23 protein-coding genes are annotated in these 22963 nt (G+C 37.1%); 9 read left to right on the plus strand and 14 right to left on the minus strand.

Annotation, left to right across the window (positions count from 1 at the left end):
• Positions 1-170 precede the first annotated feature (170 nt).
• The 4 genes from AC07WY_RS00185 to aceR form a co-directional block, all read right to left on the minus strand.
• Positions 171-1343 carry a benzoate/H(+) symporter BenE family transporter gene (locus AC07WY_RS00185; RefSeq protein WP_034617575.1) on the minus strand — a complete coding sequence of 391 codons (1173 nt, stop codon included), beginning with the start codon at positions 1341-1343 and terminating at the stop codon, positions 171-173.
• A gap of 290 nt (positions 1344-1633) precedes the next feature.
• Complete coding sequence (gene leuE, locus AC07WY_RS00190) at positions 1634-2287, minus strand: leucine efflux protein LeuE (protein WP_034618364.1); 654 nt, start codon at positions 2285-2287, stop codon at positions 1634-1636.
• Positions 2288-2436: 149 nt separating this feature from the next.
• The gene (tal, locus tag AC07WY_RS00195) at positions 2437-3420 is read right to left on the minus strand and encodes a transaldolase (protein WP_262086331.1); all 984 of its coding nucleotides are present in this window, start codon (positions 3418-3420) and stop codon (positions 2437-2439) included.
• Between the two features lie 88 nt (positions 3421-3508).
• Positions 3509-4399 carry an HTH-type transcriptional regulator AceR gene (gene aceR, locus AC07WY_RS00200; protein ID WP_034618362.1) on the minus strand — a complete coding sequence of 297 codons (891 nt, stop codon included), beginning with the start codon at positions 4397-4399 and terminating at the stop codon, positions 3509-3511.
• A gap of 147 nt (positions 4400-4546) precedes the next feature.
• Here aceR and aceI point away from each other — a divergent pair, with 147 nt between their 5' ends.
• From aceI to AC07WY_RS00230, 6 genes are all read left to right on the plus strand, one after another.
• Positions 4547-4972: a chlorhexidine efflux PACE transporter AceI gene (gene aceI, locus AC07WY_RS00205; protein ID WP_004822192.1), complete on the plus strand. Its 426-nt coding sequence runs from the start codon at positions 4547-4549 to the stop codon at positions 4970-4972.
• A gap of 569 nt (positions 4973-5541) precedes the next feature.
• Entirely contained in the window at positions 5542-7611 is a 2070-nt protein-coding gene (locus tag AC07WY_RS00210; protein ID WP_494735465.1) for a hypothetical protein, read from the plus strand.
• Between the two features lie 131 nt (positions 7612-7742).
• Positions 7743-9458, plus strand: coding sequence for an AAA family ATPase (locus AC07WY_RS00215; protein WP_004822190.1), 1716 nt, complete (start codon positions 7743-7745; stop codon positions 9456-9458).
• 23 nt (positions 9459-9481) lie between these two features.
• Positions 9482-9895: a hypothetical protein gene (locus AC07WY_RS00220; RefSeq protein ID WP_262086329.1), complete on the plus strand. Its 414-nt coding sequence runs from the start codon at positions 9482-9484 to the stop codon at positions 9893-9895.
• A gap of 397 nt (positions 9896-10292) precedes the next feature.
• Entirely contained in the window at positions 10293-11747 is a 1455-nt protein-coding gene (locus AC07WY_RS00225; RefSeq protein WP_262086328.1) for a SulP family inorganic anion transporter, read from the plus strand.
• 550 nt (positions 11748-12297) lie between these two features.
• Entirely contained in the window at positions 12298-12681 is a 384-nt protein-coding gene (locus AC07WY_RS00230; RefSeq protein WP_262086327.1) for a 5-carboxymethyl-2-hydroxymuconate Delta-isomerase, read from the plus strand.
• A 38-nt stretch (positions 12682-12719) separates the two neighbouring features.
• Here the strand turns inward: AC07WY_RS00230 and AC07WY_RS00235 are convergent, their stop codons facing one another.
• The 5 genes from AC07WY_RS00235 to AC07WY_RS00255 form a co-directional block, all read right to left on the minus strand.
• On the minus strand, positions 12720-13340 hold the full coding sequence (locus AC07WY_RS00235; RefSeq protein ID WP_262086326.1) for a DUF4240 domain-containing protein: 621 nt from the start codon (positions 13338-13340) through the stop codon (positions 12720-12722).
• A 60-nt stretch (positions 13341-13400) separates the two neighbouring features.
• Entirely contained in the window at positions 13401-14267 is an 867-nt protein-coding gene (thiM, locus tag AC07WY_RS00240) for a hydroxyethylthiazole kinase (protein WP_262086325.1), read from the minus strand.
• 9 nt (positions 14268-14276) lie between these two features.
• Positions 14277-15431, minus strand: a complete 1155-nt coding sequence (locus tag AC07WY_RS00245; RefSeq protein ID WP_262086324.1) for a hypothetical protein — start codon at positions 15429-15431, stop codon at positions 14277-14279.
• Positions 15432-15999: 568 nt separating this feature from the next.
• Positions 16000-16263: a hypothetical protein gene (locus AC07WY_RS00250; protein ID WP_004719666.1), complete on the minus strand. Its 264-nt coding sequence runs from the start codon at positions 16261-16263 to the stop codon at positions 16000-16002.
• Between the two features lie 127 nt (positions 16264-16390).
• A complete protein-coding gene (locus AC07WY_RS00255; protein ID WP_494735466.1) occupies positions 16391-17584 on the minus strand; it encodes a hypothetical protein in 1194 nt (397 codons plus the stop codon).
• Positions 17585-17862: 278 nt separating this feature from the next.
• Here AC07WY_RS00255 and AC07WY_RS00260 point away from each other — a divergent pair, with 278 nt between their 5' ends.
• The 3 genes from AC07WY_RS00260 to AC07WY_RS00270 all read left to right on the plus strand — a co-directional run bounded on the left by AC07WY_RS00260 (position 17863) and on the right by AC07WY_RS00270 (position 19517).
• Complete coding sequence (locus AC07WY_RS00260; protein WP_262086322.1) at positions 17863-18528, plus strand: YccT family protein; 666 nt, start codon at positions 17863-17865, stop codon at positions 18526-18528.
• 100 nt (positions 18529-18628) lie between these two features.
• Entirely contained in the window at positions 18629-18979 is a 351-nt protein-coding gene (locus tag AC07WY_RS00265; protein WP_262086321.1) for a hypothetical protein, read from the plus strand.
• Positions 18969-19517 (plus strand): GNAT family N-acetyltransferase, encoded by a 549-nt coding sequence (locus tag AC07WY_RS00270; RefSeq protein ID WP_262086320.1) that lies wholly within the window; start codon positions 18969-18971, stop codon positions 19515-19517. Before AC07WY_RS00265 ends, AC07WY_RS00270 begins: the two co-directional genes overlap by 11 nt.
• 47 nt (positions 19518-19564) lie before the next feature.
• Here the strand turns inward: AC07WY_RS00270 and AC07WY_RS00275 are convergent, their stop codons facing one another.
• Genes AC07WY_RS00275 through cydP form a run of 5 tightly spaced genes read right to left on the minus strand, consistent with a single transcriptional unit; the run spans position 19565 to position 22916 of the window.
• Positions 19565-19861: a cyd operon YbgE family protein gene (locus AC07WY_RS00275; protein WP_004719673.1), complete on the minus strand. Its 297-nt coding sequence runs from the start codon at positions 19859-19861 to the stop codon at positions 19565-19567.
• Positions 19862-19864: 3 nt separating this feature from the next.
• Positions 19865-19966, minus strand: a complete 102-nt coding sequence (cydX, locus tag AC07WY_RS00280) for a cytochrome bd-I oxidase subunit CydX (protein WP_002120988.1) — start codon at positions 19964-19966, stop codon at positions 19865-19867.
• Between the two features lie 30 nt (positions 19967-19996).
• Positions 19997-21142, minus strand: coding sequence for a cytochrome d ubiquinol oxidase subunit II (gene cydB, locus AC07WY_RS00285; protein ID WP_004719675.1), 1146 nt, complete (start codon positions 21140-21142; stop codon positions 19997-19999).
• The gene (locus AC07WY_RS00290; protein ID WP_004719676.1) at positions 21139-22725 is read right to left on the minus strand and encodes a cytochrome ubiquinol oxidase subunit I; all 1587 of its coding nucleotides are present in this window, start codon (positions 22723-22725) and stop codon (positions 21139-21141) included. Before AC07WY_RS00290 ends, cydB begins: the two co-directional genes overlap by 4 nt.
• The gene (cydP, locus tag AC07WY_RS00295) at positions 22725-22916 is read right to left on the minus strand and encodes a cytochrome oxidase putative small subunit CydP (protein WP_004719678.1); all 192 of its coding nucleotides are present in this window, start codon (positions 22914-22916) and stop codon (positions 22725-22727) included. Before cydP ends, AC07WY_RS00290 begins: the two co-directional genes overlap by 1 nt.
• Between the last annotated feature and the right edge of the window lie 47 nt (positions 22917-22963).

Consider the following 22963-nt stretch of genomic DNA (forward strand, 5'->3'; position numbering starts at 1 on the left):
AGATAGCTTCCAGATTCTCGCTGTAGTTTCTATTGTTGTTTCAAGCTTTCTAGCTTACCCATCCTAGGGTAAGCTTTTTTTTGTCTATCGCTTCTCGATTTGCTTTGATTCGACGATTGCAAATTTAAAATAAGATGAATGAGCCTACATTCATCTTATTGATCAAAATGCTATTTTTTAAGTTTAAAGTTTAAAATAAACGAAACAGCGAAGCCAAATAGTAGTCCCCAAAAAGCGGAACCAATCCCAAAAAACTGAACACCTGATGCACTGAATAAGAAGGTGAGCAGTGCAGCTTCACGGTCTTTGACTTCATGAAATGCAATCGCAATATTATGGCTAATCGTACCAAACAAGGCGATCCCCGCTAATGCCACAATAAAAAGATGTGGAAAAGACATCAATAGACTTGTCAATGTTGCCGCAAATAACCCCATCAAAATATAAAAGAAACCACAGCTCATGCCGGCAATATAACGCTTCGCAGGGTCTGGGTGAACTTGGTCATCCAGACTGACAGCAGCACTGATTGCGGCAATATTCACGGTATAACAGCCAAATGGTGCAAGCAAAGTCTGCGCTGTACCAGTCCAACCAATAAGTTGGTTAACATGGGGTTTATAGCCATAACTTTTAATCATCGCAATCCCTGGTAAATACTGAGATGCCATATTGATTACAAATAAAGGCAGTGCCAATCCTAGAATCGCAGACCATGTGAACTCAGGTGTCATCCATACTGGTTTTGCCAATCCCCAATGTAAGGTTGGAACATGAAACTCCATAAAAAATGGACAAATGATGATTCCAGCGATCACGGTAATCACAATACAATAACGTGCCCATAGCCGTTTAGTGATGATATAAACCGCCAAGAGGCTGAGAATAAATGCCCAGTCGTTTTGCATACTGGCGAATAGAGCAATACCAAACTTGAGTAATACGCCTGCAAGCATGGCACTGGTCAAACTCTGGGGAATATACGAAATAATTTTTTCAAATATGCCTAAAAAGCCTAGGGTGGCAGTCAGTAAGCCGCTCACCAAGAAAGCACCAATCGCTTCATAGAGTGAGTAGCCGCTGGCAGTGGCAATGATGAGTGCAAGTGCAGCGGTTGACCATGAGGTGGCAACAGGATATTTGAATTTCCAAGAAAGAATTAATCCTGAAAGACCTATACCTAAACCGAGTGCCCAAAACCAAGAGGTAATTTGTTCAGGATTTGCGCCAAGTAATTGAGCTGCTTGTATAACGAGTACAGCCGAAACACTGATACCAATTAAGAAGGTAATGAAACCTGCAAATACAGCAGGTATAGAGAAGTCTTGGAGTAACTTTTGCATGATCCCTTGCTTTTAAATTTGATTGAATGGTTGAAAATGCAACCATCATACATGGATCATTTTAAAGCTTATAGGGTTAATTGGAATTAAATAGCAAAAGGAAAAATAAAATTGAATAAATTCTCATTTTGGGAGAATTTGGCTTTTTAAAGTTAAAATAGTTTAGTGGAAAGTAATTTATACCTACTTATAAGGATTAGATATTATCTTGAATAGAAAGCGCAGTTTATCCAAAAGAACGATCCAAAAAAGAATGCTTTTAATCGGGAAATTTATTGAGCTAAATCAGCTTACATCGTTGAAACGGCAAGTTTTATTCCAAAGGCACAGAACAGTAAGCCTACACAAGCAACACAACCTGCAGCAATTTTGTAGCGTGTATTGAAAAAAGTGGCGAGTTTAACCCCTGAGAAGATCAAGATCGTCAAATAACTCATACTGATGATTTGCAGAATCACTGAAAGTGCCGCAAAACTTAAAGCAGGGTAAGGGTAATCAGGATCGACAAACTGAACAAAGAACGAAAGATAAAATAAAATTGCTTTTGGGTTGAGTAAGCTAATGGTTAGTGCTGTTCGAAATGGATGAAATTGTTCGTGAGTTGCAGTATTCGATGTATTTGTTTGCAGCGTTTGTGGTTTGCTCTGCCAAGTTTTGATACTTGCGATCAACAAACGAATACCGAGATAAGACAGATAGCTTGCACCTACAACTTTGAGAATGATAAATAACCAAGGAAAGGCATGTAGTAAAGAGGCAGCACCTAAAACAGTACAGAGAATCAGGATTAAATCTCCTGTAAATACGCCTAAGGCACCAATATAGCCCGTTTTAATCCCAAATCGAGAGGCAATTGACATCACATACAATGAGTTGGGACCGGGTAAAATGACGATAAAAATAGTCCCTAGTATATATGTCACAATATCGGTAATACCAAACACAACATTCTCACTGTATAAGAAAAGCGAAATAAAAAAGCCGAGCGTTTATGATAACAAACTCGGCTTTAGAGTGTGAGCGATTTTAGTGCAATTTTAACCAAAAGCGCATCTACAATTTAGATTTATATAAATCATTCTAAAAGCATAGATTAGTCAATAAAATCAGCATCTAGGCCAAAAGATTGACGCAATAATAATGCGAGTTGTTCACGCGCTTTGATAAAACCGTCAATCCCGCTTTGCAATAATTGGAATGCCATTAAATCAGCTTCCAATTGTTGTTTAAATTCAGCTTTAGAGATCTCTTGATGTTCTTGAGCAGTCTGTTCAGTGTCTAAGCTGAGTTGAGAAACCACATGACGTTGATCATTTTTCAATTTTTCTAGCAGACCCGGTGCAACGGTTAAAAGGTCGCAACCTGCTAAACCTAAAACTTGGTCAATGCTACGGAAGCTTGCGCCCATCACTTCAGTTTTGATTTGATGTTGCTTGTAGTAATGATAAATTTGTTTAACAGACAATACGCCTGGATCTTTCTCAATTGGATAGCTCTCTACATTTTCAGCTTTTTTAAACCAATCTAAAATACGACCGACAAATGGAGAAATCAAAGTAACATTGGCATCTGCACAGGCTTTGGCTTGGTGTAAACCAAAAAGCAGGGTTAAGTTACAATGAATGCCTTCTGCTTCTAGCACTTTCGCTGCCTGAATACCTTCCCATGTAGAGGCAATCTTGATCAGAATACGGTCTTGGTCGATCCCATATTCTTTATACAATGTAAGTAGCTCTTTAGCCTTGGCAATGGTTTCTTCGGTATTATAGGAAAGGGCTGCATCCACTTCTGTTGAAACACGACCTTCTACAATATTTAAAATTTCGACACCCAGTTTGACGGTGAGAATATCGATGGTGCGTTCGACGAGCGCATCTAATTCATAACCTTCTTTTTTTGCTTGCGCATAGGCATCTTCAATCAGCTCACGACTTTCAGGCTGTTGTGCTGCTGCTGTAATGAGTGACGGGTTAGTCGTTGCATCCAAAGGGCGAAATTGTTGAATTGCGTTTAAATCACCTGTATCAGCAACGATAGTGGTTAAGCGTTTTAATTGATCTAATGCAGATTGTGTCATTACCGATTATTTCTTAGTTAAAATATTTGTGATTTATTTATAACACAATGCGATTTGAGCAAAAGAGGAAAATGTATTGAAAGGCCTATTATTTTGTATGAATTCTTTGATTTCGAATGTGATTAATCAAAAAACGAGCAGCTGAGCCTAAATTGCTCTCACGACTCCAGACTAAGTCGACAAAATATTCAAATTTTGGTGTGAAATCGAGCAAATCTAAGATTTTTAACTTATGTTTGAGCTCAGGATTTTCATTAAACATTTCCAAGGGAAGTACACCCCAACCCAGTTCTTTTAAAATTAAAGCACATGCTGAGTGGTGATTGTCTGTCCGCCAATAGTTTTTAGAATAAAGCAGTTCGGGTTTAATGGTTCGATCACGACTTGCCACGACAATTTGTCTGGATTGTAGAATTTGTTCAAAAGTAACTTGTTTATGTGCTGATAATGGATGATGAATAGCTGAAACAGGAACCAAGGCTTCTTTTTTAAATTCGACAAATTGCTCACGGCTTTCAAGTATTTCACGTTCAAACATCAATGCCAGTTGTGCCGTCTGATTCATCAGCATTTTCAGCGCATCTTCTTGTGGTGCTGAGAAGATATTAATTTCTAAAGTTGGAAAATGCTCTCCCAACAGTGCAATGTATTCAGCCCAGTCTGTATGCAGTAATTCTGAAACCACCACGATATTTAATGAGGATTCCAAGCCTTCGCTAAGTGCAATCGCTTGTTGTTTCCATTGATTCATTTCTACCAGTAGTTGTTCAGTTTTTTCATATAAGCGTTGAGCTTGAGGTGTGGGGATTGGTTCACGTCCCACACGATTAAAGAGTTTTAGATTTAAGTCTATTTCCAAGTTGGCGATAGACATACTGACAGCGGAGGGAACTTTGCCAAGCTGTCGGGCTGCTGCTGAAAATGAACCTGTTTCCATCACCGTTTTAAAGATAGTGAGTTGTTCTTGGTTAATATTCACGCGCTTGGCACCATTATGTTTAATTTTTCAGTCATTAAATTTACTCCAATTCACGCAACCTTTCAATAAAATTGAAAGAACCTGACTCGATTGATCAATATTATAAAAATATAATGCATCCATCGAATCAAGAAAGAGTAGTTTTAAATGATGATTTCCAAAAGAAGGGTTATTCATGCATTAAGCTATGAAGTCATCCTATTGGTGATCATAGCGATTGCATTAAGTTTTATTTTTGAAGTACCAATGGAAGTTACCGGTGTATTAGGTGTTGCAATGGCCGTGACTTCAGTGGTTTGGAATATGGTGTTTAACCATTTCTTTGAACAATTTGAGCGTAAGAGAAAACTTAAACGTACCATTGGTGTACGTATTTTACATGCCATTGGTTTTGAGGGTGGTTTGATGTTAGCCACGATTCCAATGGTTGCTTACGCAATGGATATGTCTTTGTGGCAAGCAATTTTATTGGATTTTGGAATGACCACCTGTATTTTGGTGTATACCTTTATTTTCCAATGGTGTTATGACTTGATTGAAGAGCGCATGGGGGCAAAGCCTGTACATTCTTAATTAAGCCTGCGATGCATTTATTTTATTTCAAATGTGTTGCGATAGAGATCCCCTTAGTTTTATTGAAAAGTAAGGGGATCTTTTTTATAAAAATTTAATTGAATAAATAACATATAATTAAAATAGATTTGAAATAATGAATAAAGACTGGATAAAACATAATCAATAAAGATAAAACCCGTTACACGATCACAGCTCAGTTTAAACAAACTTTTGCAAAAGATAATTGAATTCAATTTGTTTTGTAAAATTGTTCGCCTACAATAGGGTCTGTTAACATTTCATAAATGGCTTGCGTTGTAGGCTAAAATTGAGCAGGCAAGGCATGAAACGAAGAGAATAGCGAGACTATTTTCGAGTTTCATAACACAGACTGAGATAATTTTAACTACAACCCTTCGGGACTAGAGTTTTTTTGTCGCTACGTCGTTACGAACTACTCATTTAGCTGACTAAATTTCGTATTTCGTGCCTCGAATCGTCTAAAAAAACTCGTTGTCGCAAACATAGAAGAAGTGTCAACAGACCCTAATAAATTCAATATATGTAAGAGATGGATTGAGGCAAATATGGTGCAGACAGTTCAGGAGCAGCTGCCACATAGACACCAGCTTGCTGCTCAAGAATTACTTCAGGTTTCAGCAAATTTAAATAAGATTTATCTTGATCAATTTGACTATTTGTCCGAGATTACTGCGCACAACTTTTTCCAGTTTGATCCACAGCAGCATAAATTCAGTCTGGCAAATCAGTTACTCAATATTTACTTTGATGAAGAAAAGGGTTTAATTTTTGATTTAAATTTTGAAAAGTTACCGCGTTGTTTAGAAAATAAAATCAATATCAATCGTTTTGTTCAATATTTCTCAGAAAATATTTATTTTTATACAACAAAATATCATGAGATACATCCAACTGATTTAAAGACCAAAGCTCAAATCATCCGCCAAACGCTGATTGAGCAGGTTTTCGAGTGGGTGGATGGTGAAAATCGGGTAGAGCAGTATTTATATAATATTAGTGAAGCAGATGCAGAGCGTATTGATCAAATTTTGCTGTACTATGAATATTTTGATTATGCCTATGTTTCTGATTTTGCCAAATATGGTAAAGCGATTCCTTTAAGTGTTGAAATTAACATTAAGCATTTAGTGCTGATTAATTCTGTATTGGGTCAAGAGTTTTTACCGATTCAGTCATTGGTACCCAAATTTCAACAGGCCATTTTTTCTTTAGATCAGTTTATTCCAGCGCATTATTTGCGTATTTTAAAGATTTTTCACCCAGAATCATTACGCTTACACGAACTCAGTCAGTATTTTGCAAGTTATCAATTACTGGCTGTACATGCTCAAGAACAACCGCAAATGCTTGCTTATGCAAAATATATGAAACGGGGCTTTTGGCAATATCAGGATTTATTGAGCAAGCAACACTTTTTACAAAAAGATGCTGAATATTGGGAACAGGATCAAGTTCCACAATTTCCAATTTGTAGCCTTAAGCGCACTGCAAATTGGCTATTTAAACAAGATGAACAGGTCAATGATTGGATTAGTCGACATATAAAGGATCCCAATGTCAGGATCACGATCACAGCATTAAGTCTGATTGATACTTCAAAGATTTATCCTGAAGTCACTGTAGGTGTTTTAAAGTATTTTAAAAATATTGCAGCACGGCTATTTTTAATTGAGTGTTACTCTTTTGCAATTACAAATGAATGGCAGAATCATCCAAAGAACAATCGTTATAGTTTTTTAAAAACAGAGATTGAAAATAAATCGAATAAGAAAACGATTTCTAATTCTTATTTATATATCGAAGAATGGTTGGATTTCGCTGCATTGATGTTAGCGGATCAACCACAGATGTATAAAAAAATATACCTTAAGATAAATCGTATCATTCAAGCATTTATGCTGTTTGTACAACACATTGCTCAGGGTTTACCCAAGCAACTGATTAAATTTATTGATCCGCAACGACAACAACATGCAGAATTTTTTATTCAGTTGCAAAAGCACAATATAACAGTCGATGATTTTCGTAAAAAACTGAAACACATGCAGATCGGTCGTGCATCTAACCATAGTATTTACGACAGCTTTGTTTTGGACTATGTGATGCATTTATTTAATGATCATCACGATATAGAGCGGAATGTCACTTGGTCTGGTCTATATCAACAAGCACAGCGTTGGCATCAACATCATTATTTTGTTGATACCTTATCAACACTTAAAGAAAAAATAGATGTAGAGCATTGGGATCGCGTTGCACCAATGCAAAAGATTTATTTTGAAGAGTGGTGCTATGAGGAACTGAATAGCTTAAAACGAATTATCCAAGAGTCGCTGGTGTTTAAACACTGTTTGGCATTGTCCTATTGTGCGCGGATCGCAGATCGTGAATATGTAGCATTTCATGTATCGAAAGTTGATGATGCGACTCAGGAAATGACGCTAGGTTGTTATTATAAATTAGGACGTTTGGTCTTTGATCAATTGCGTTTACCTAATAATCATATTCCTGATGAGTTTTATATATTGAAAGCTCAAGCTTTTATTGATGATGTAAATCAGCATTTAAAATGGAAAAGCAGTATTCAACCCAATGAAGAATTGGGGAATTTATAGTTTGACGCAGATCATTTTTGAGTGAGCGACTTGGCTTTAATTCACTTTTCATGATGCATTTGGCTTAACTTTTTATGTAAAAATCGTTAGGCTATAGCCGTCCCATCCTGTTTAGGTAATTCAAGGCTGTTATGAAACAAGAAACTGCACTCAAACTTATGAAAGCGGGTGAAAATGTCTTTTTGACTGGATCTGCTGGTGCAGGAAAAACCTATACGCTTAATCAGTACATCAATTATTTAAAAGCACGCAAAGTCCCTGTTGCAATTACAGCATCTACGGGGATTGCAGCAACACATATGAATGGAATGACGATTCATACTTGGGCAGGCATAGGGATCAAAGATACGCTGACTGATGATGATTTAAAGCGTATGAAAGAGCGTAAATACTTAAAAGAGCATTTAGAAAATGCCCAAGTCTTGATCATTGATGAAATTTCAATGTTACATGCCAAACAGCTTAATTTGGTCAATCAAGTTTTAAAATATTTTAAAGAATCTGATGATGCTTTCGGTGGTATTCAAGTAATTGCAGCTGGAGACTTTTTTCAGCTGCCGCCTGTAGGAAAAAATAGCGAACTAAATCGAGATAAATTTTGTTTTATGTCAACCGCTTGGGTTGAAGCAAAATTTCGTGTTTGCTACCTGACAGAGCAGCATCGTCAAGATGATTCGGCATTGAATGATGTACTCAATGCGATTCGTGCCCAGAATATTCAGCCACAGCATATTCAAGCGCTACAAGATACCCGTAATCAAGACATTGGCGATACCTACACGCGTTTATATACCCACAATATGGACGTGGATAGCATCAACTTTCAGCATCTCAATGCGATTGAAGGGGATGATCATCAATTTGTAGCGGTGACAGATGGTAATGAAAAGCTGATCGAAACATTGAAATCTTCTGTACGTGCACCTGATGAGTTGACGCTTAAAAAGCATGCCAAAGTTATGTTCGTTAAAAATAACTTCGATATGGGCTATATCAACGGTAGTTTAGGTGAAGTTATTGGTTTTGAAGAAGACGATGAACTAGGAATGTTGCCTAAAGTCAAAATGACCGATGGTACAACCTTATTGGTTGCGCCAGAAACGTGGTCTGTTGACAATGAAGGTGGTAAAACCATCGCCAGTCTACAACAAGTGCCATTACGGTTAGCTTGGGCGATTACGATTCATAAATCACAAGGGATGACCTTGGAAGCCGCGGAAATCAACTTAAGCCATACCTTTGAAAAAGGTCAGGGTTATGTGGCTTTATCCCGGCTTAAATCGATTCAGGGTTTAAGATTGTTAGGTTTTAATGATCAGGCGTTGGAACTGGATAGTCTTGCAATTAAAGCAGATCGCCGTTTTCAAGAGTTATCCAATGAAGCCGAAGTGCATTATGCAGATTCAGACTTAACCACACAGCACAATGCCTTTATTCGTCATTGTGGCGGGACGTTAAATACCACTGAAATTGAACGTAATGAAAAGAAGCTGGCGCGTAATAGTGGTAAAACCAATTATGCTTCGGCAACACTTGATGAAACACGTGAATTGTTTGAAAGTGGCTATGAGATTCAGGATATTGCGGTTGAACGTGGATTAACTCCTGCGACGATTATCAATCATTTGGCTCGTTTACATCGAGAGCAAGGTTTAGATATCTCGATTGCAAATCCTGGTGAAGAAGTTGTAGAAAAAATTCGTGTGATCTATAAAAAATTGAAGAAACGTCAAGATCCAAGTCATTTTAATGATGATGGTGCGATTAAATTGCGTCCAATCGTTGATTTAACCAGTCCCAAAATGGGCTATGATCAGGTACGTTTGGCATTGTTATTTGTTGAGTGATAGATGTTTTTAGTGATGAATTAATGGCTAAATTTGAGAAAAAGTTATTAAGTCCACGTTTAGCTATTTTGTCTAAATGCAAATATTCTAATAGTTATAATCTCAGCTTTCAGTTGTGCCCATTTTATTATGCGCATGAATTGATAGATTCAAATATTTCTTTTGAAGGGTTGGAGCTACCATCTCCATTTTTAAAAGATTTGCTTGGGTTGACGTTGGTTTTTGATGAAAATGAATGTGATGCATTTAATGGGTGTTTTACCATTAAAAGTATCCATAATCCTGTCGATTTATACCAATTGGCATTTATTGAAAGTCGTGACGGTTATCTAAAAGTGATTGCGAAAATCAAGATCGATTTTGAGTTTGAGCAATTTGACGATTTTGAAAATCTAGAATTGGTGATCAATGCTACTGTTGCATCTCAGATCTTATGATTCAATCGTTTTAAGTTAAAAAGAATGCATTAACACAGATGTTTATTGATGATTTTGTTAAGGTCTATCAATAGAATACAATAGATGTCGTGCTTTGAATGAGATAAAGAACCATAAAGCACCCTAGTGCAGAAATGTTTCATCTTATGGTTATTCTTATTCTAAAATTAAAGTGAATTTCAGCATCGTATAGTTGTGTAGTAAATTTGGATGCTATACTCACACTTTAACTTCCTTCAAAACCAGTGCTTTTTTATGACACTTACGCCACCTTAAGTTTATTTACCTCTTCTAATCTGTAAATAACTCATCATTGTCTAGTGATGTGGTGTAGTCGTTTGTGTGTCGTATATCACATCACTAGCCTATCAAAAAATCAAAAAAATAGGCGCTATTTATGTTATCTAATATCCGAGAACAATGGTTCTCTAACATCCGTGGGGATGTGCTTGCTGGACTTGTTGTGGGGCTTGCACTCATCCCTGAAGCTATCGCTTTTTCAATTATTGCTGGTGTAGATCCAAAAGTGGGTTTATATGCATCATTTTGTATCGCCGTCGTGATTTCGTTTGTTGGGGGACGTCCAGCAATGATTTCGGCAGCAACAGGCGCTATGGCATTGCTTATGGTCACTTTAGTAAAAGAGCATGGCCTTGAATATTTACTTGCTGCAACAATTTTAACGGGTGTGATTCAAATATTTGCAGGCTATTTGAAGTTAGCGAAGTTAATGCGGTTTGTTTCTAAATCCGTAGTGATTGGTTTTGTGAATGCTCTAGCTATCTTGATTTTTATGGCTCAGTTGCCTGAATTTGTGAATGTGACGTGGCATGTTTATGCTTTGGTTGCATTAGGTTTGGTAATCATTTATTTATTTCCGTTCATTCCAAAATTAGGAAAAATACTGCCTTCTCCGCTTGTGTGTATTATTGCAATTACGATATTGGCAATGAGTCTTGGATTTGATGTGCGAACAGTTGGAGATATGGGGGCTTTGCCTGATACGCTTCCAATATTTTTACTTCCAGACATCCCTTTGAATGTTGAAACATTGAAGATTATCTTGCCGTATTCATTCGCATTAGCGGCAGTTGGTTTACTTGAATCTATGATGACAGCGACGATCGTGGATGAAATGACTGATACACCAAGTGATAAATATCAGGAATGCAAAGGGCAAGGAATCGCGAATATTGCATCTGGTTTTATGGGAGGAATGGCGGGTTGCGCAATGATCGGTCAATCTATGATTAATGTGAAATCAGGCGGTTTTTCTCGCTTATCAACATTCTCAGCGGGTATTTTTCTTCTTATTCTTGTTGTGTTTATTAGCGACTGGCTCAAAGTGATTCCAATGGCTGCATTGGTTGCTGTAATGATTATGGTTTCTATTAGTACCTTTGAATGGCGTTCTCTAACTAGCTTTAAAGCAAATCCTAAAAGTAGTAATGTTGTCATGATCGTGACCGTCATAGTGGTCGTAGCTACTCATAACCTCGCATTAGGTGTGCTCAGTGGCGTTTTGCTTTCAGCGCTATTTCTTGCCATTAAATTAGAAGATGATATTCAGGTGAAGTCTGCTTTTGAAGGATCAGCACGTTTATATGATTTAAGCGGTCAGATTTTCTTTAGCTCTTCTGAGAAATTCATGCAAGGTTTTGACTTCAAAGAGAAAATTTCAGATGTCATTATTGATTTGACTCACTCCCATATTTGGGATGTCACATCTGTTGCGATGTTGGATTCTGTTGTAAGCAAATTTCGTAAGAATGGAATCAACGTCACAGTACGTGGTTTAAATGAAGCGAGTTCAATTATGATCGATAAGTATGGCACACATGCCAGAATTTAAATTAAGGAGACTCTACATTTATGTAGAGTATGTAGAGTCTCTAAAATGGGTATAGCTTAATCATTCAAGTACTTCTTAATATGAATTAGCTAAGATTCATTTATGGGATATATGCCACAAATGCTAAAACTAAAATTAGCAAGAGAGAACGGTTTTAGCTTGTGAAATATTGATACAGCTGAAAAATATAATCAATGTAGTATAAAAAATAAAATGTTTGAAATAATTAAGATGCTAACTTAAGCCCAATATCTAGCTTTTAAAAAAGATTCAAACTTAAAGTAATATTTACAGATTAAAATCAACGAAATATAGATTAGTATTTGATTTATCTCGAATTCCTTATCATTTAGAAAATTTAGTATTTGGAAGTAAATTTGTAGAGCTAAAAGTAAGCTGAAAAAAATCATACCTTTACGGCTTGCTTTTTCTTTTACAGTTCTCATGAATCTAAGCGCTAAAATGCTAATTTAGTGTTAATTTTACAGTTTTTTTATATGTTAATGCTATAATTCTGACCAATATCCAGTACTTTCAAACGGTTAATACGATGCCACAAATGTTTATTGATTATTCTGACAATATTCAGAATTTAGATAAAAAGAAATTGATGTTGGGTTTAAATCATGCATTGTTTGATACAGGCTTAGTGAGTGAAGCACATGATATTAAATCCCGTATTCAATCAGTTTCGGATTATTTGATTGGCTTTGGGGATGAAAGTGGCGAGCAGAGTAATCAAGCATTTATTTTTGTACGTTTACAAGGTCTAAGTGGTCGTACTGAACCACAAAAAGATTTAATGACTGAAAATTTATCGCAATTTTTACAGTCATTTGAAGATTATTCTGCACAGGGTTTAGAAATTCAGCTCTGTGTAGAGTTTGCTGAAATGCCACGAGAAATTTATAAAAAAGTTTTTGTGCAAAAATAATCAGCTTGGGGCTTAAAAAATAAGCCCCAATCTTTTACTTATTCACTTCTGAGTTCGCATATTGCTTTAACCAGTTTTGGATATCGCGTTTGTAACTCAACACCATTGAGTAAATCTCTTTCAATCTCGCTCGCTGCAAAATCATAGTGATGTTCAGGATATTGTAAATATACCGCATCACGAATCACAGACTCTTCTTCATTTTCATGATGAACGCTATATGCCTCATCAGCAACATAGAGTAGACCCTCAGCCCAAGTGTCGCCTATATCAAAACTATATTTCCCGCTAACAAAGTTTTGAATATCTTCTTGTATGTCATCAAAGAATTCCTTGCCTTTGAGGATTAACCAACATCTAAAATAAATAAAACCATCATCTGATAAATAGGCATCGAAATTGAAAATACCATCTTTTTCAGTAAAATCAGATTCTAGAATTGTCGAGAGTTCTGCGATTTCAGCACTATAGAGTTGTGAGAGTTTGAGCTGGAGTGTTTTTTCAAAAGTAATCAGTTGTTGTTTATCTAATTGAGATAAATATTGCACAAGATCTTGTAAATGCTGGTCAATATCATAGTCAGACCAGTGAGCATCTTTGTTGTGATTCGACTGGTCTATTGCGTCCCAAAACAATTTTTCTTCTTCTCGTAATGACATAAGTGATTCCATAGGTTTAAGCTTAATTTTAATGCTAAAAAGCAACTTTATCAGTTTGGTCTAAAGGCTTAAAACTTCTATGTCTGCATATTGCCAAATTTTATCTGCACTCATTTGATATATTTCATCTAAAAATGCGACATTAAAGCTTCCAACAGCTTGGGCTTTTTCAAAAGCCAATTTTCCTGCAATCGCAAAATGGATATGTGCAGAGACTGCTGCGATTGTGGCTGTTGTGACTGCACTATACGCAGCAATTAAAGCGCCTAAAGCGCAACCTGTTGCCGTGACTTTAGGCTGTAAAAAGCTTCCGCCATTAACCTGAATCACACTATTAAATTCTTTAGATAGAATAAAGTCAGATTCACCAGAAATTGCAACACATTCGGTATGAGTTAAAAGTGCTAAAGCCTGTAAATACACTTCATTGCTTGACACAGTACTGTCTACACCTTTGGATTCAACTTGATTGCCTGCAAGTGCACTGATCTCTGAGGCATTACCACGAATAACAGTCGGTTTAAGCAAAACCAACTGATCAACCATTTCACTGCGCCATTTGAGAAATGCACCATAACCAACAGGGTCGAGAACCCACGGTGTATTTTTACTTGCTACAGTTTGCGCTGAAATTTGCATAGCCTGCATTTGTTCAGAGGTTGGTGTTCCCACATTGATACTTAATGCCGCAGCAATAGAAGCAAAGCTTTCAGCCTCAAATGGGTTATCAATCATTGCAGGTGAAGCCCCAGCAGCCAGTAAGACATTGGCAGCATAATTTGTTGCAACACTGTTGGTGATACACTGGACTAAGGGCTGTTGAGTTTGCAACTCAGTCCAAGCATCCACAACTTTTTGTAAAATGACATCAGTGTGGGTATGAAGTTGATCCGTTTGAGAATGTGTAATATTTTCAGGATGATTCATAAATGCTCCTTACTGAGTAAAGTAGTGGTCTTGGTGTTTGCAACTGCGACAAAATAATGTCACATAATTTTGTGCATCATACTCAACCGTTAATTCGTTTGAGCCACAATACATACAGCGCTTTTGCGAATAGAAATTTAAGCGTGGCTCAATCTTTTTCCAAGATTTCCACACAGGTTGAAAGAAGATACCTTCATCGTAGCCTAAAAACCGATAAAACAGTATTTCACTCATTCTACTCAATGGAATATTTGGTGGACGTGGCAGGGTTGAGGTTTCCCATTTTTCTGCAATTGCACGGTCTCGATATTGTTGCACTGTTTTCTTGAGAATATTGGTATTAATAAAGTTTTCGTTACGAACTTGTAGCGCCTTTTTTTGATATAGATATTCAAGCGCAGTCTGAATGAGATAGAAAATTTGCCCAACAGCCAATGTGTCGAGTAGGTGGTAACAGAAGATTTGGAAGTTTTTATTGCCCGAAATCTGGATACCCCACGTGCGGCAATAATGTTGGGTAAACTGTACAATTTCTTGATACAGCACAACATAGAGTGCATTTTTGACTTCTTCGGATGTTTTAAATGGGATACCTTGGCTTAGATTTTCATAGAACCAGTGGCGAAGTTGTGTTGCGATACTAAACATACTCGGTTCGGAATAACCATCCAAACGGACATTGATATAGTATTGGTGTGCATCATCACTAAAATCTTTGGCAACAAAAACATTGTCTTTAATCAGTTGGTTGAGAAGTTGACTTTGGAAATAGTAATTGGGGGTAATAGGATGATATTTAATCACTTCCCAATCAATAAACTCTTGATGGTTGGTATTTTCATGCACTTGATTGTCTAAAATACTCAGTAAAAATAATTTATGTAAAAAACTAAGCTGGTCTAAACCTAATTCAAAATTATCTTTTTTCTTTAGCTTACGGGTTTCTTGTAAGCGAGTTTCTTTAATCAGTTTACGCCGTTTGCTTTGGCATGTTTCACAATGACAGTTGCGTTGATTGTTTTGAAAAACTTGATGATTGCAATGGCTACATTGGTGAAAACTGACTTCTTTCTCAAATTCTTCAGCTTCAACATAATACATACTTGCCTGACAAAGTGGGCAAAATGTACTTTCATCCAGCTGTTTTTGCAGAATTTGAAGCATAGAGATAAATATATAAATTATTAAGGACTTTTCATTATACACATCTATATAGATGAAAGCTGATTGCTTAAAATGAATGTATTATAAAATATACATATTCGATGATGATAGAACCCATTGTATTATTATTCAATGATATTTAAAGACTAAATCTCAACAAGCGAATCCAGTTGAGTGCAAATTTAGATGTTTTGGAATGGGGTCATTTTTTAATCTTTTCATCTAGTCTGTACGTAGAATGCCGTTATGGTATTTTCTTGCTCAAAGCACTTAAAAATATTCAAATTGATCTGATTGAGAACCGTTATATAGGGCGCTTCGTTGCGTCAAAACATATTGACTATTCAAAAGTATTGCAGGATAAAATAGTGCAGTCTGGTTTACATTATTATTTTGAAAAGCAAATATTTATAATCCCTTTGTAAAAGCAACAATGTGGGACTTTGGGGGAAAGAAGCTTGTATGGTTTAGCAGTTTGTATGGTTTAAATGCGGTAAATAGAACGTATCTATTGATTCTATTTACCGATAAAAGGTGATTTAAACAATAACCCTAACGCTTACCTGCCTTAATAAGCAGCAGGGCACGGTAATTCAGAATCCTCAAAATGCTCCATTTTAGCCTGAAGCAATGCCTTGGCTTTTTTAGCTGGAACTTTGTGCTGTCCTAGCATTTCATATTGTTTTAAAAGCGCAGTCACTTCACTGGTTTTTAAAGGAATGCCTTCACAAGTCATAAACATCGCAATAACCTGATGATCTAACTTCGCTTTATCCAGCATTTGCATCGTTTTAATATTTTCAACACGGACTATATGGTCTTTAAAAATCATGTTGCACCTCATTTTTTGTTGAGTATTTTTATTGTGCGATATACACAACATTAAACAAGCAAGAACTGTGCTCAAAATGTAGTCGCTTTGAAAAAAGTGTAATGTTGTGCATCGGGGGTTTAATGTTTTATCGTGCGCCTACTGGTTGGTATAAGCCATTTCCTCTACCAATCTCTGCTTGATAGATGGGTATCCATGGCGCAAAGAATATATTTTGTTTCCATTCATTTAACACATTAAAACCATTACGTGCAATTGCGATACGATGTTGTACATTGGCCAGATTGGTTGCTGTGAATGGTGCGCGTATAATCAGATAGGGGGTGAAAATTAATTTAAATTTATTGATGCCCACAAAGATATCACCACGTAAGCCCAAATTCTCTAAACTCAGCGAGAGCATAAAATTATTAATTTTAGCAAAATCACGCATTATTGGCTTATCCCACATCGGCTGTAGAATTTTTTCCTGTTCATGAATGCCAAAGCTGATAGCTGCATCTGTAGCCAACTTTTTAAATTTTGATGAATAAATACCTGATCTAAGCGCTTCTTCATCCGCGATTTTTTGTAATTGAAACGCTTGTGTCAGGGTAGATCCATAGCCAGTCAGTTGTTGTGCTAACACCAAAGCATCATAGTGTTGATGCATAATACTGAGTCCACCAATATCTGCCATCACATTGGCTTGCCCATTAATTAATTCATTATTGGCTTGGGCAATGGTGGACTGTAATGTGGGTACATTCATCCCTGCAATAATGACACTTTGACCATTGGTGACATTTAAGGGGTCTAAAGCATTGGACAATGAGAAGGTTAATGCATACGTAGAACGGACATCATTGGCTACAAAAATACCCAGATTTGGCCAGAAGAATTTTGGGTTATTACGACTGAGTGCATCGTAATACATCAAAATAAAAGCATTAGTTGCAAGTAATATTTTTTGTTGTGACTGGTTGCCATAAGTATTTATAGCAAGCTGCCTAACTGTGGAAAATTGCTGGCGAATTTTGCTACGTATACTTTCATATTGTTGGATCGTGGAGGTGATAGACGGGTCGTATAAGGAGGTTTGATTATTGGCAATGTTGTAAAGTTGCTGATACAGATTTTTTTCAGATGTGTTGAGGTTACGTTGTGCCATATTGGCATTCATATTGTAGGCAAGTTTTGATAGTTGTGCTGGGCTTGCTTGAGTGGCATAGCTGTTTGCTGCCATTGTTTGTGTGGCATAAGGTACGGCAAAAACAGTTGTAATACCGATGATACATCTCGTTAAGATTGCTTTAAATCTGGATATGGTTTTCTTATTCATGGGGAACATCCTGTTAATTTGTTTTTTAGAATTATGCTTATTCTGAATATGTGTTATTCAAATGCTTTAGTTATAAATAAGAAAAAATAAATTTAAAATGTGCTTTTAGGACAAGCAGATGAATGGTTTTTCCAGTAAATGACAAAATTATGTGACAAGTAAAATGAAAATGGTTTCATTATAAAAATCAGAACAAATCGCCATTGTCATAAAACTGTCATCACGACATTGCATAGTGCAATAAATTTTACATATATTTGACATAAGAGTAGAGCAATATGGCATTTAAATACGGCGTTGCTGCATTAGCTTTAATGCTAAGCGGATCAGTTTTTGCAGCAGCCACCTTATCTGCGCCAGAAGAAATTGTAGTATTGGCGGTAAACGATCAAGAAGTGAATTCAGGTTTAATCCGTAAAAAGAATGAATATAAAGTCGATGCAGGTCAAGTTGCGGTAAGTGTTCGTTATCAACAGTATTTTGAACATTTAAATGGTGAACATGACATTTTAAAATCGGGTGTGGTCACAGTGACAGCGCCAGATTTAAAAGATGGTCAAACTTATAAAATTGCTTTAGTGAATCCGCCTCAGCGTTTTGAAGATGCAAAAAAATATGCAGAACAACCAACGATTGCGATTTATGACAATAAAAACCGTCTTGTGGTGCAACAGACTGGTGTAAATACTGAAGCGAAGCCGTGGTTAGGTTCTGGTTTATTTGGCAAAGTGATTGATTTAACTTCAAGTAAGAAAGCGCCAGTAAATCAACCCGCAGCTGTATATGCAACAACGACAAGCCAATCACCAGCAACAACCTCAGTTGCTAAGACCACTCAAACCGTGACTGATGTCAATTCAGCAGATCGCCAATTGATTCAAATCTGGCAAAATGCAAGCAAGGCGGAACGTCAGAAGTTTATGACTTGGTTAGCTGAGCAATAATTTTAAGTACATGTAAAAGACCATTTCGATGGTCTTTTTTTGTGTTATAACAAAGTGTGTTTTTGAAAAAAAAAAGAATAAAATGTTTGAAAGTTTTTTGATGTCAGATGATTTTCTTTATACAGCAGCGATCATTTTTACCGTTATTGGTTTATTTGCTTTTAGCTGGATTCCATATCGAGCTTATTGTATTACAGCGAAACTCTTTCAAAATAAATCTAATATTTTCCATTTTCTAGCTTTCTTTGCTAGTTTAGGTATTTTATATATCTGGTCAATCTCATTTTATAAGCTGATCTTTAAATGTATTGCGGGAACTGCCCAAATGCATTGTTCGGCTAGTCGAAGTGGGGAATTGCTAATTCTCATTGAGGTTGCTTTATCACTGGTCATTTTTGAATTGGTCCTATTTATCTTCAATTTTTTAAAAAGCAAACTGCATGCAGCTTAATTTTAGAACAGCACGAATATCCGACATTACAAATTTAGTTGATCTGATTAATTCTGCTTATCGACAACAAGAAGGTCGTAGTTGGACCAGTGAATCAGAAATTGTCACGGGTGATCGAATCAATGCCAAGCAATTAGAACAAGCCTTGGCTCAGGATAATTTTCAGTTATTTGTTGCTGAATTGGATGAGCAAATTGTCGCATGTATTGGTTTGACTTTTACCCAACATGATGTGGAAATCGGCACATTTTGTATTGCAGCTACATTACAAAATCAAGGTATCGGCAAATATGTTTTAGATTTTGCTGAACAGTATGTGTATGACAAAGCTCTATTCAACCACTGTCATTTTACGCATTTCGTTATGTGGGTTTTAAGTGTACGTCATGAATTGATTGCTTATTATCAGCGCCGTGGCTATATACAAACGGGTATAGTGGAGGATTATCCTTTAAATGCAAATGTAGGTATACCTATTGTAGATTTGCATTTAATCGAAATGAGAAAGAGTGTCGCGAGTAAAGCTTCATCCAATTAAAATAAAACCCTGAGTAAATCAGGGTCTTATTTTTTCAAATTTAGGACTTAGCTAAAGAACCAAGTGTAATAGCCCCATAGCATGAGTGGCCATGCGACATAGGGACTAAATAACCATTTCCATAACCAAAACTGTGGTAGGAATCCTACCCCATGTATAAAGCCACCTGAAATACCAATCATCACCATCATGAGCGCACTATGGTTATAGTGACCATTGGCATCAAGCATTGCCCCAGGGTGAATCAACAATACCGCAGCAAGAGGCAATGCCATCAAAAACGAAATGGCCATTGCAAACTTATTCGGCTTTCTTTGTTTTGTTGTCATTGCGATCTCTGTCATGGTTTATTCCTCATCCAAATCTTGATGATGTTCAATATAGAGTGCGCTTAACACACCTGCAAAACACGCCATCAAGATCCCAAGAATCCAAGCGAAATACCACATAAATATTCTCCTATTTGCTTAGACACAGCCTTAGTACAGGCTGTGTGAGTTATCTTGAACATGTTTGTTGGTGATAACGCCCCACATTTTGTAATAACACCATGTGGTATAGATTAAAATAATGGGCACAAATATAGAAGCAACCACAGTCATTACTGTCAATGTATTCTTACTTGAAACCGCATCCCACATGGTTAAACTTACAGTTGGGTTAATGCTTGATGGCATTAAGAATGGGAACAGTGCAAAACCAGCAGTTAAAATTGAACCCGTCACCGCTAAGGTAGAACCTGTAAAGCTGACACCAGCTTTGTTTTTACCAGCACCAAAGATAATCAGGATTGCACCAAGGATTGCAGAAATAGGTGCAAGCATGGTGATTGGGTAAATTGAATAGTTATTCATCCAACCATGATTACCCGTTGTTAATACTTCCTTCGCAAGCGGATTGGCAACAGCATTGGTATTAAATGGTTGTACCAAAGTATATCCTTCGATGCCACCAAAATATAACCAAGCACCCACGCCCAAGAAGGTAACTAAGAAGAGAATACCCATCAGTTGTGTTGCTTTAGCAGAACGTTGACGTAATACACCATCTGTACGCAGCATTAACCATGCACCACCATGTGCACACAGCATCGACAAACTTACAATACCGCAGACCAATGCAAATGGATTAAGTAGGGCAAAGAAGCTACCTGTATAAGTTGAACGTACAGTCTCATCTAAAGTAAACGGGACGCCCAAGAACATATTACCAAATGCAACACCGAAAACCAGCGCAGGTACAGCACCACCGATACATAAGCCCCAATCCCAAGAATTACGCCATTGGGTATTTTGCAGTTTAGAGCGATAGTCAAAGCCAACAGGTCTAAGGAAGAGTGCAAATAAGACCAGCAAGAGTGCCCAATACATACCTGAGAAAGCCGTTGCATAAACCATAGGCCAAGCAGCAAATAGTGCGCCACCCGCAGTCACGAACCAAACTTGGTTGCCTTCCCAATGCGGTGCAATGGTATTGATTGCTGCACGGCGTTCATCATCAGTTTTACCTACAAATGGCATCAGTGCCATTGAGCCCATATCGAAACCATCTGTGAGGGCAAAACCAATCAGTAGAACACCGACTAAAACCCACCAGATAATTTTGAGAAGTTCATATTCGATCATGATTGATTCTCCCCAGTTTGAGCTTGCTGAGCTTCAAGTTTCTCGAAGTGATATTTACCTGTATGTAAAGAACTTGGTCCTAAGCGTGAGAATTTGATCATTAAATACATTTCGATAATCAATAACACCGTATAGAACGCGGCTAATGCAATGATTGATCCCCATACATCACCAGTGCTTAAACTTGAGGCAGAAAGATGTGTAGGTAAAACTTCACCAATAGTCCACGGTTGACGACCACCTTCTGCTACATACCAACCAGTTTGTGCTGCAATCCAAGGTAATGGTAGTGCAAACAATGCAAATTTAAGTAACCATGGTTTATTTTCTGCATTACGTTTTGCTACAGCAAATGTTGCAAGGATAAACAGGAGTAGCATCAAGAAACCAGAAGCGACCATTGCACGGAAAGAGAAGAACAATGCAGTTACATTTGGAATGGTATCTTTTGTTGCTGCTTGAATATGTGCTTCAGAAGCATCTGTTACATTTTCAGTATATTTTTTAAGAAGTAAGCCATAACCTAAATCTTTTTGGTTTTCTTTGAACGATGCCATCAGTTCAGGCGAACGGTCACCAGCACGAAGTTTTTCGAGTTCGCTATATGCCACCATACCATTACGGATACGTGCCTCATGTTGAACCATCAAATCTTTAAGCCCTGTGACTTCTTTATCGAGTGAACGTGTGGCAATAATACCCATTGCATACGGGATTTTTATGGCATAGTCAGTACGTTGTTCTTCCTGATTTGGAATACCAAATAAAGTAAATGGCGCAGGTGCTGGATGTGTTTCCCACTCAGACTCAATTGCAGCCAACTTGGTTTTTTGAACATCACCAAGCTCATAACCAGATTCATCACCCAATAAGATGACTGAAAGTGTAGACGCTAAACCAAAGATTGCAGCGATGGCGAAAGAGCGACGCGCAAATGGTAAATCACGTTTTTTCAATAAGTAATAACTTGAAATGGCAAGAACAAAGATTGCACCAGTCACATAACCTGCAGACACCGTGTGAACAAATTTCACTTGAGCTACTGGGTTAAAAATCAAAGCACCAAAATCGACAAGTTCCATACGCATGGTTTCAAAATTAAATTCTGAACCGACAGGATTTTGCATCCAACCATTGGCAACTAAAATCCATAATGCGGATAAATTCGAACCCAGCGCAACTAACCATGTCACACTTAAATGTTGAACTTTTGAAAGGCGATCCCAGCCAAAGAAGAATAAACCAATAAAAGTTGATTCTAGAAAGAATGCCATCAATCCTTCAATGGCAAGTGGCGCACCAAAAATATCACCCACATAGTGAGAGTAGTACGCCCAGTTTGTACCGAACTGGAATTCCATGGTCAGACCAGTGGTTACACCTAAAGCAAAGTTAATACCGAAAAGTTTGCCCCAGAATTTGGTCATGTCTTTATAAATTTCTTTACCAGAAATCACATAAGTGGTTTCCATAATGGCAAGAATAAAAGCCAGACCTAGAGTAAGTGGTACAAATATAAAGTGATACATCGCGGTCATTGCAAATTGGAACCGCGAAAGATCGACCACGCTTTCAGAAATCATCAACGTGTCTCCTTGATTTGGGAAGGACTGCCAGCAATACGCTCAGCAACTTGGTTATCAAAATCTTTAGGAATAGTCGGCGCATCAAACCAGATATGTTTGATCGTCATTAAAAGGGCAATCTTAATTATTAATATGACTGCAATTTCTCTGACAAGCCGACGGTTTAAATCGTTAGGTTTTAAGCTCATGCGTTAAGCCTATTATTTAAATATGCTTATATTATTAAACAAAACGC

The sequence above is a fragment of the Acinetobacter sp. GW821-FHT01C12 genome, assembly GCF_059422625.1.

Coding starts and splice junctions, on each gene's coding strand:
- AC07WY_RS00185 (WP_034617575.1), bottom strand. CDS start 1,343: ATGCAAAAGTTACTCCAAGACTTCTCTATACCTGCTGTATTTGCAGGT.
- tal (WP_262086331.1), bottom strand. CDS start 3,420: ATGACACAATCTGCATTAGATCAATTAAAACGCTTAACCACTATCGTT.
- aceI (WP_004822192.1), top strand. CDS start 4,547: ATGATGATTTCCAAAAGAAGGGTTATTCATGCATTAAGCTATGAAGTC.
- AC07WY_RS00210 (WP_494735465.1), top strand. CDS start 5,542: ATGGTGCAGACAGTTCAGGAGCAGCTGCCACATAGACACCAGCTTGCT.
- AC07WY_RS00215 (WP_004822190.1), top strand. CDS start 7,743: ATGAAACAAGAAACTGCACTCAAACTTATGAAAGCGGGTGAAAATGTC.
- AC07WY_RS00220 (WP_262086329.1), top strand. CDS start 9,482: ATGGCTAAATTTGAGAAAAAGTTATTAAGTCCACGTTTAGCTATTTTG.
- AC07WY_RS00225 (WP_262086328.1), top strand. CDS start 10,293: ATGTTATCTAATATCCGAGAACAATGGTTCTCTAACATCCGTGGGGAT.
- AC07WY_RS00230 (WP_262086327.1), top strand. CDS start 12,298: ATGCCACAAATGTTTATTGATTATTCTGACAATATTCAGAATTTAGAT.
- AC07WY_RS00235 (WP_262086326.1), bottom strand. CDS start 13,340: ATGTCATTACGAGAAGAAGAAAAATTGTTTTGGGACGCAATAGACCAG.
- thiM (WP_262086325.1), bottom strand. CDS start 14,267: ATGAATCATCCTGAAAATATTACACATTCTCAAACGGATCAACTTCAT.
- AC07WY_RS00245 (WP_262086324.1), bottom strand. CDS start 15,431: ATGCTTCAAATTCTGCAAAAACAGCTGGATGAAAGTACATTTTGCCCA.
- AC07WY_RS00250 (WP_004719666.1), bottom strand. CDS start 16,263: ATGATTTTTAAAGACCATATAGTCCGTGTTGAAAATATTAAAACGATG.
- AC07WY_RS00255 (WP_494735466.1), bottom strand. CDS start 17,584: ATGAATAAGAAAACCATATCCAGATTTAAAGCAATCTTAACGAGATGT.
- AC07WY_RS00260 (WP_262086322.1), top strand. CDS start 17,863: ATGGCATTTAAATACGGCGTTGCTGCATTAGCTTTAATGCTAAGCGGA.
- AC07WY_RS00265 (WP_262086321.1), top strand. CDS start 18,629: ATGTCAGATGATTTTCTTTATACAGCAGCGATCATTTTTACCGTTATT.
- AC07WY_RS00270 (WP_262086320.1), top strand. CDS start 18,969: ATGCAGCTTAATTTTAGAACAGCACGAATATCCGACATTACAAATTTA.
- AC07WY_RS00275 (WP_004719673.1), bottom strand. CDS start 19,861: ATGACAGAGATCGCAATGACAACAAAACAAAGAAAGCCGAATAAGTTT.
- cydX (WP_002120988.1), bottom strand. CDS start 19,966: ATGTGGTATTTCGCTTGGATTCTTGGGATCTTGATGGCGTGTTTTGCA.
- cydB (WP_004719675.1), bottom strand. CDS start 21,142: ATGATCGAATATGAACTTCTCAAAATTATCTGGTGGGTTTTAGTCGGT.
- AC07WY_RS00290 (WP_004719676.1), bottom strand. CDS start 22,725: ATGATTTCTGAAAGCGTGGTCGATCTTTCGCGGTTCCAATTTGCAATG.
- cydP (WP_004719678.1), bottom strand. CDS start 22,916: ATGAGCTTAAAACCTAACGATTTAAACCGTCGGCTTGTCAGAGAAATT.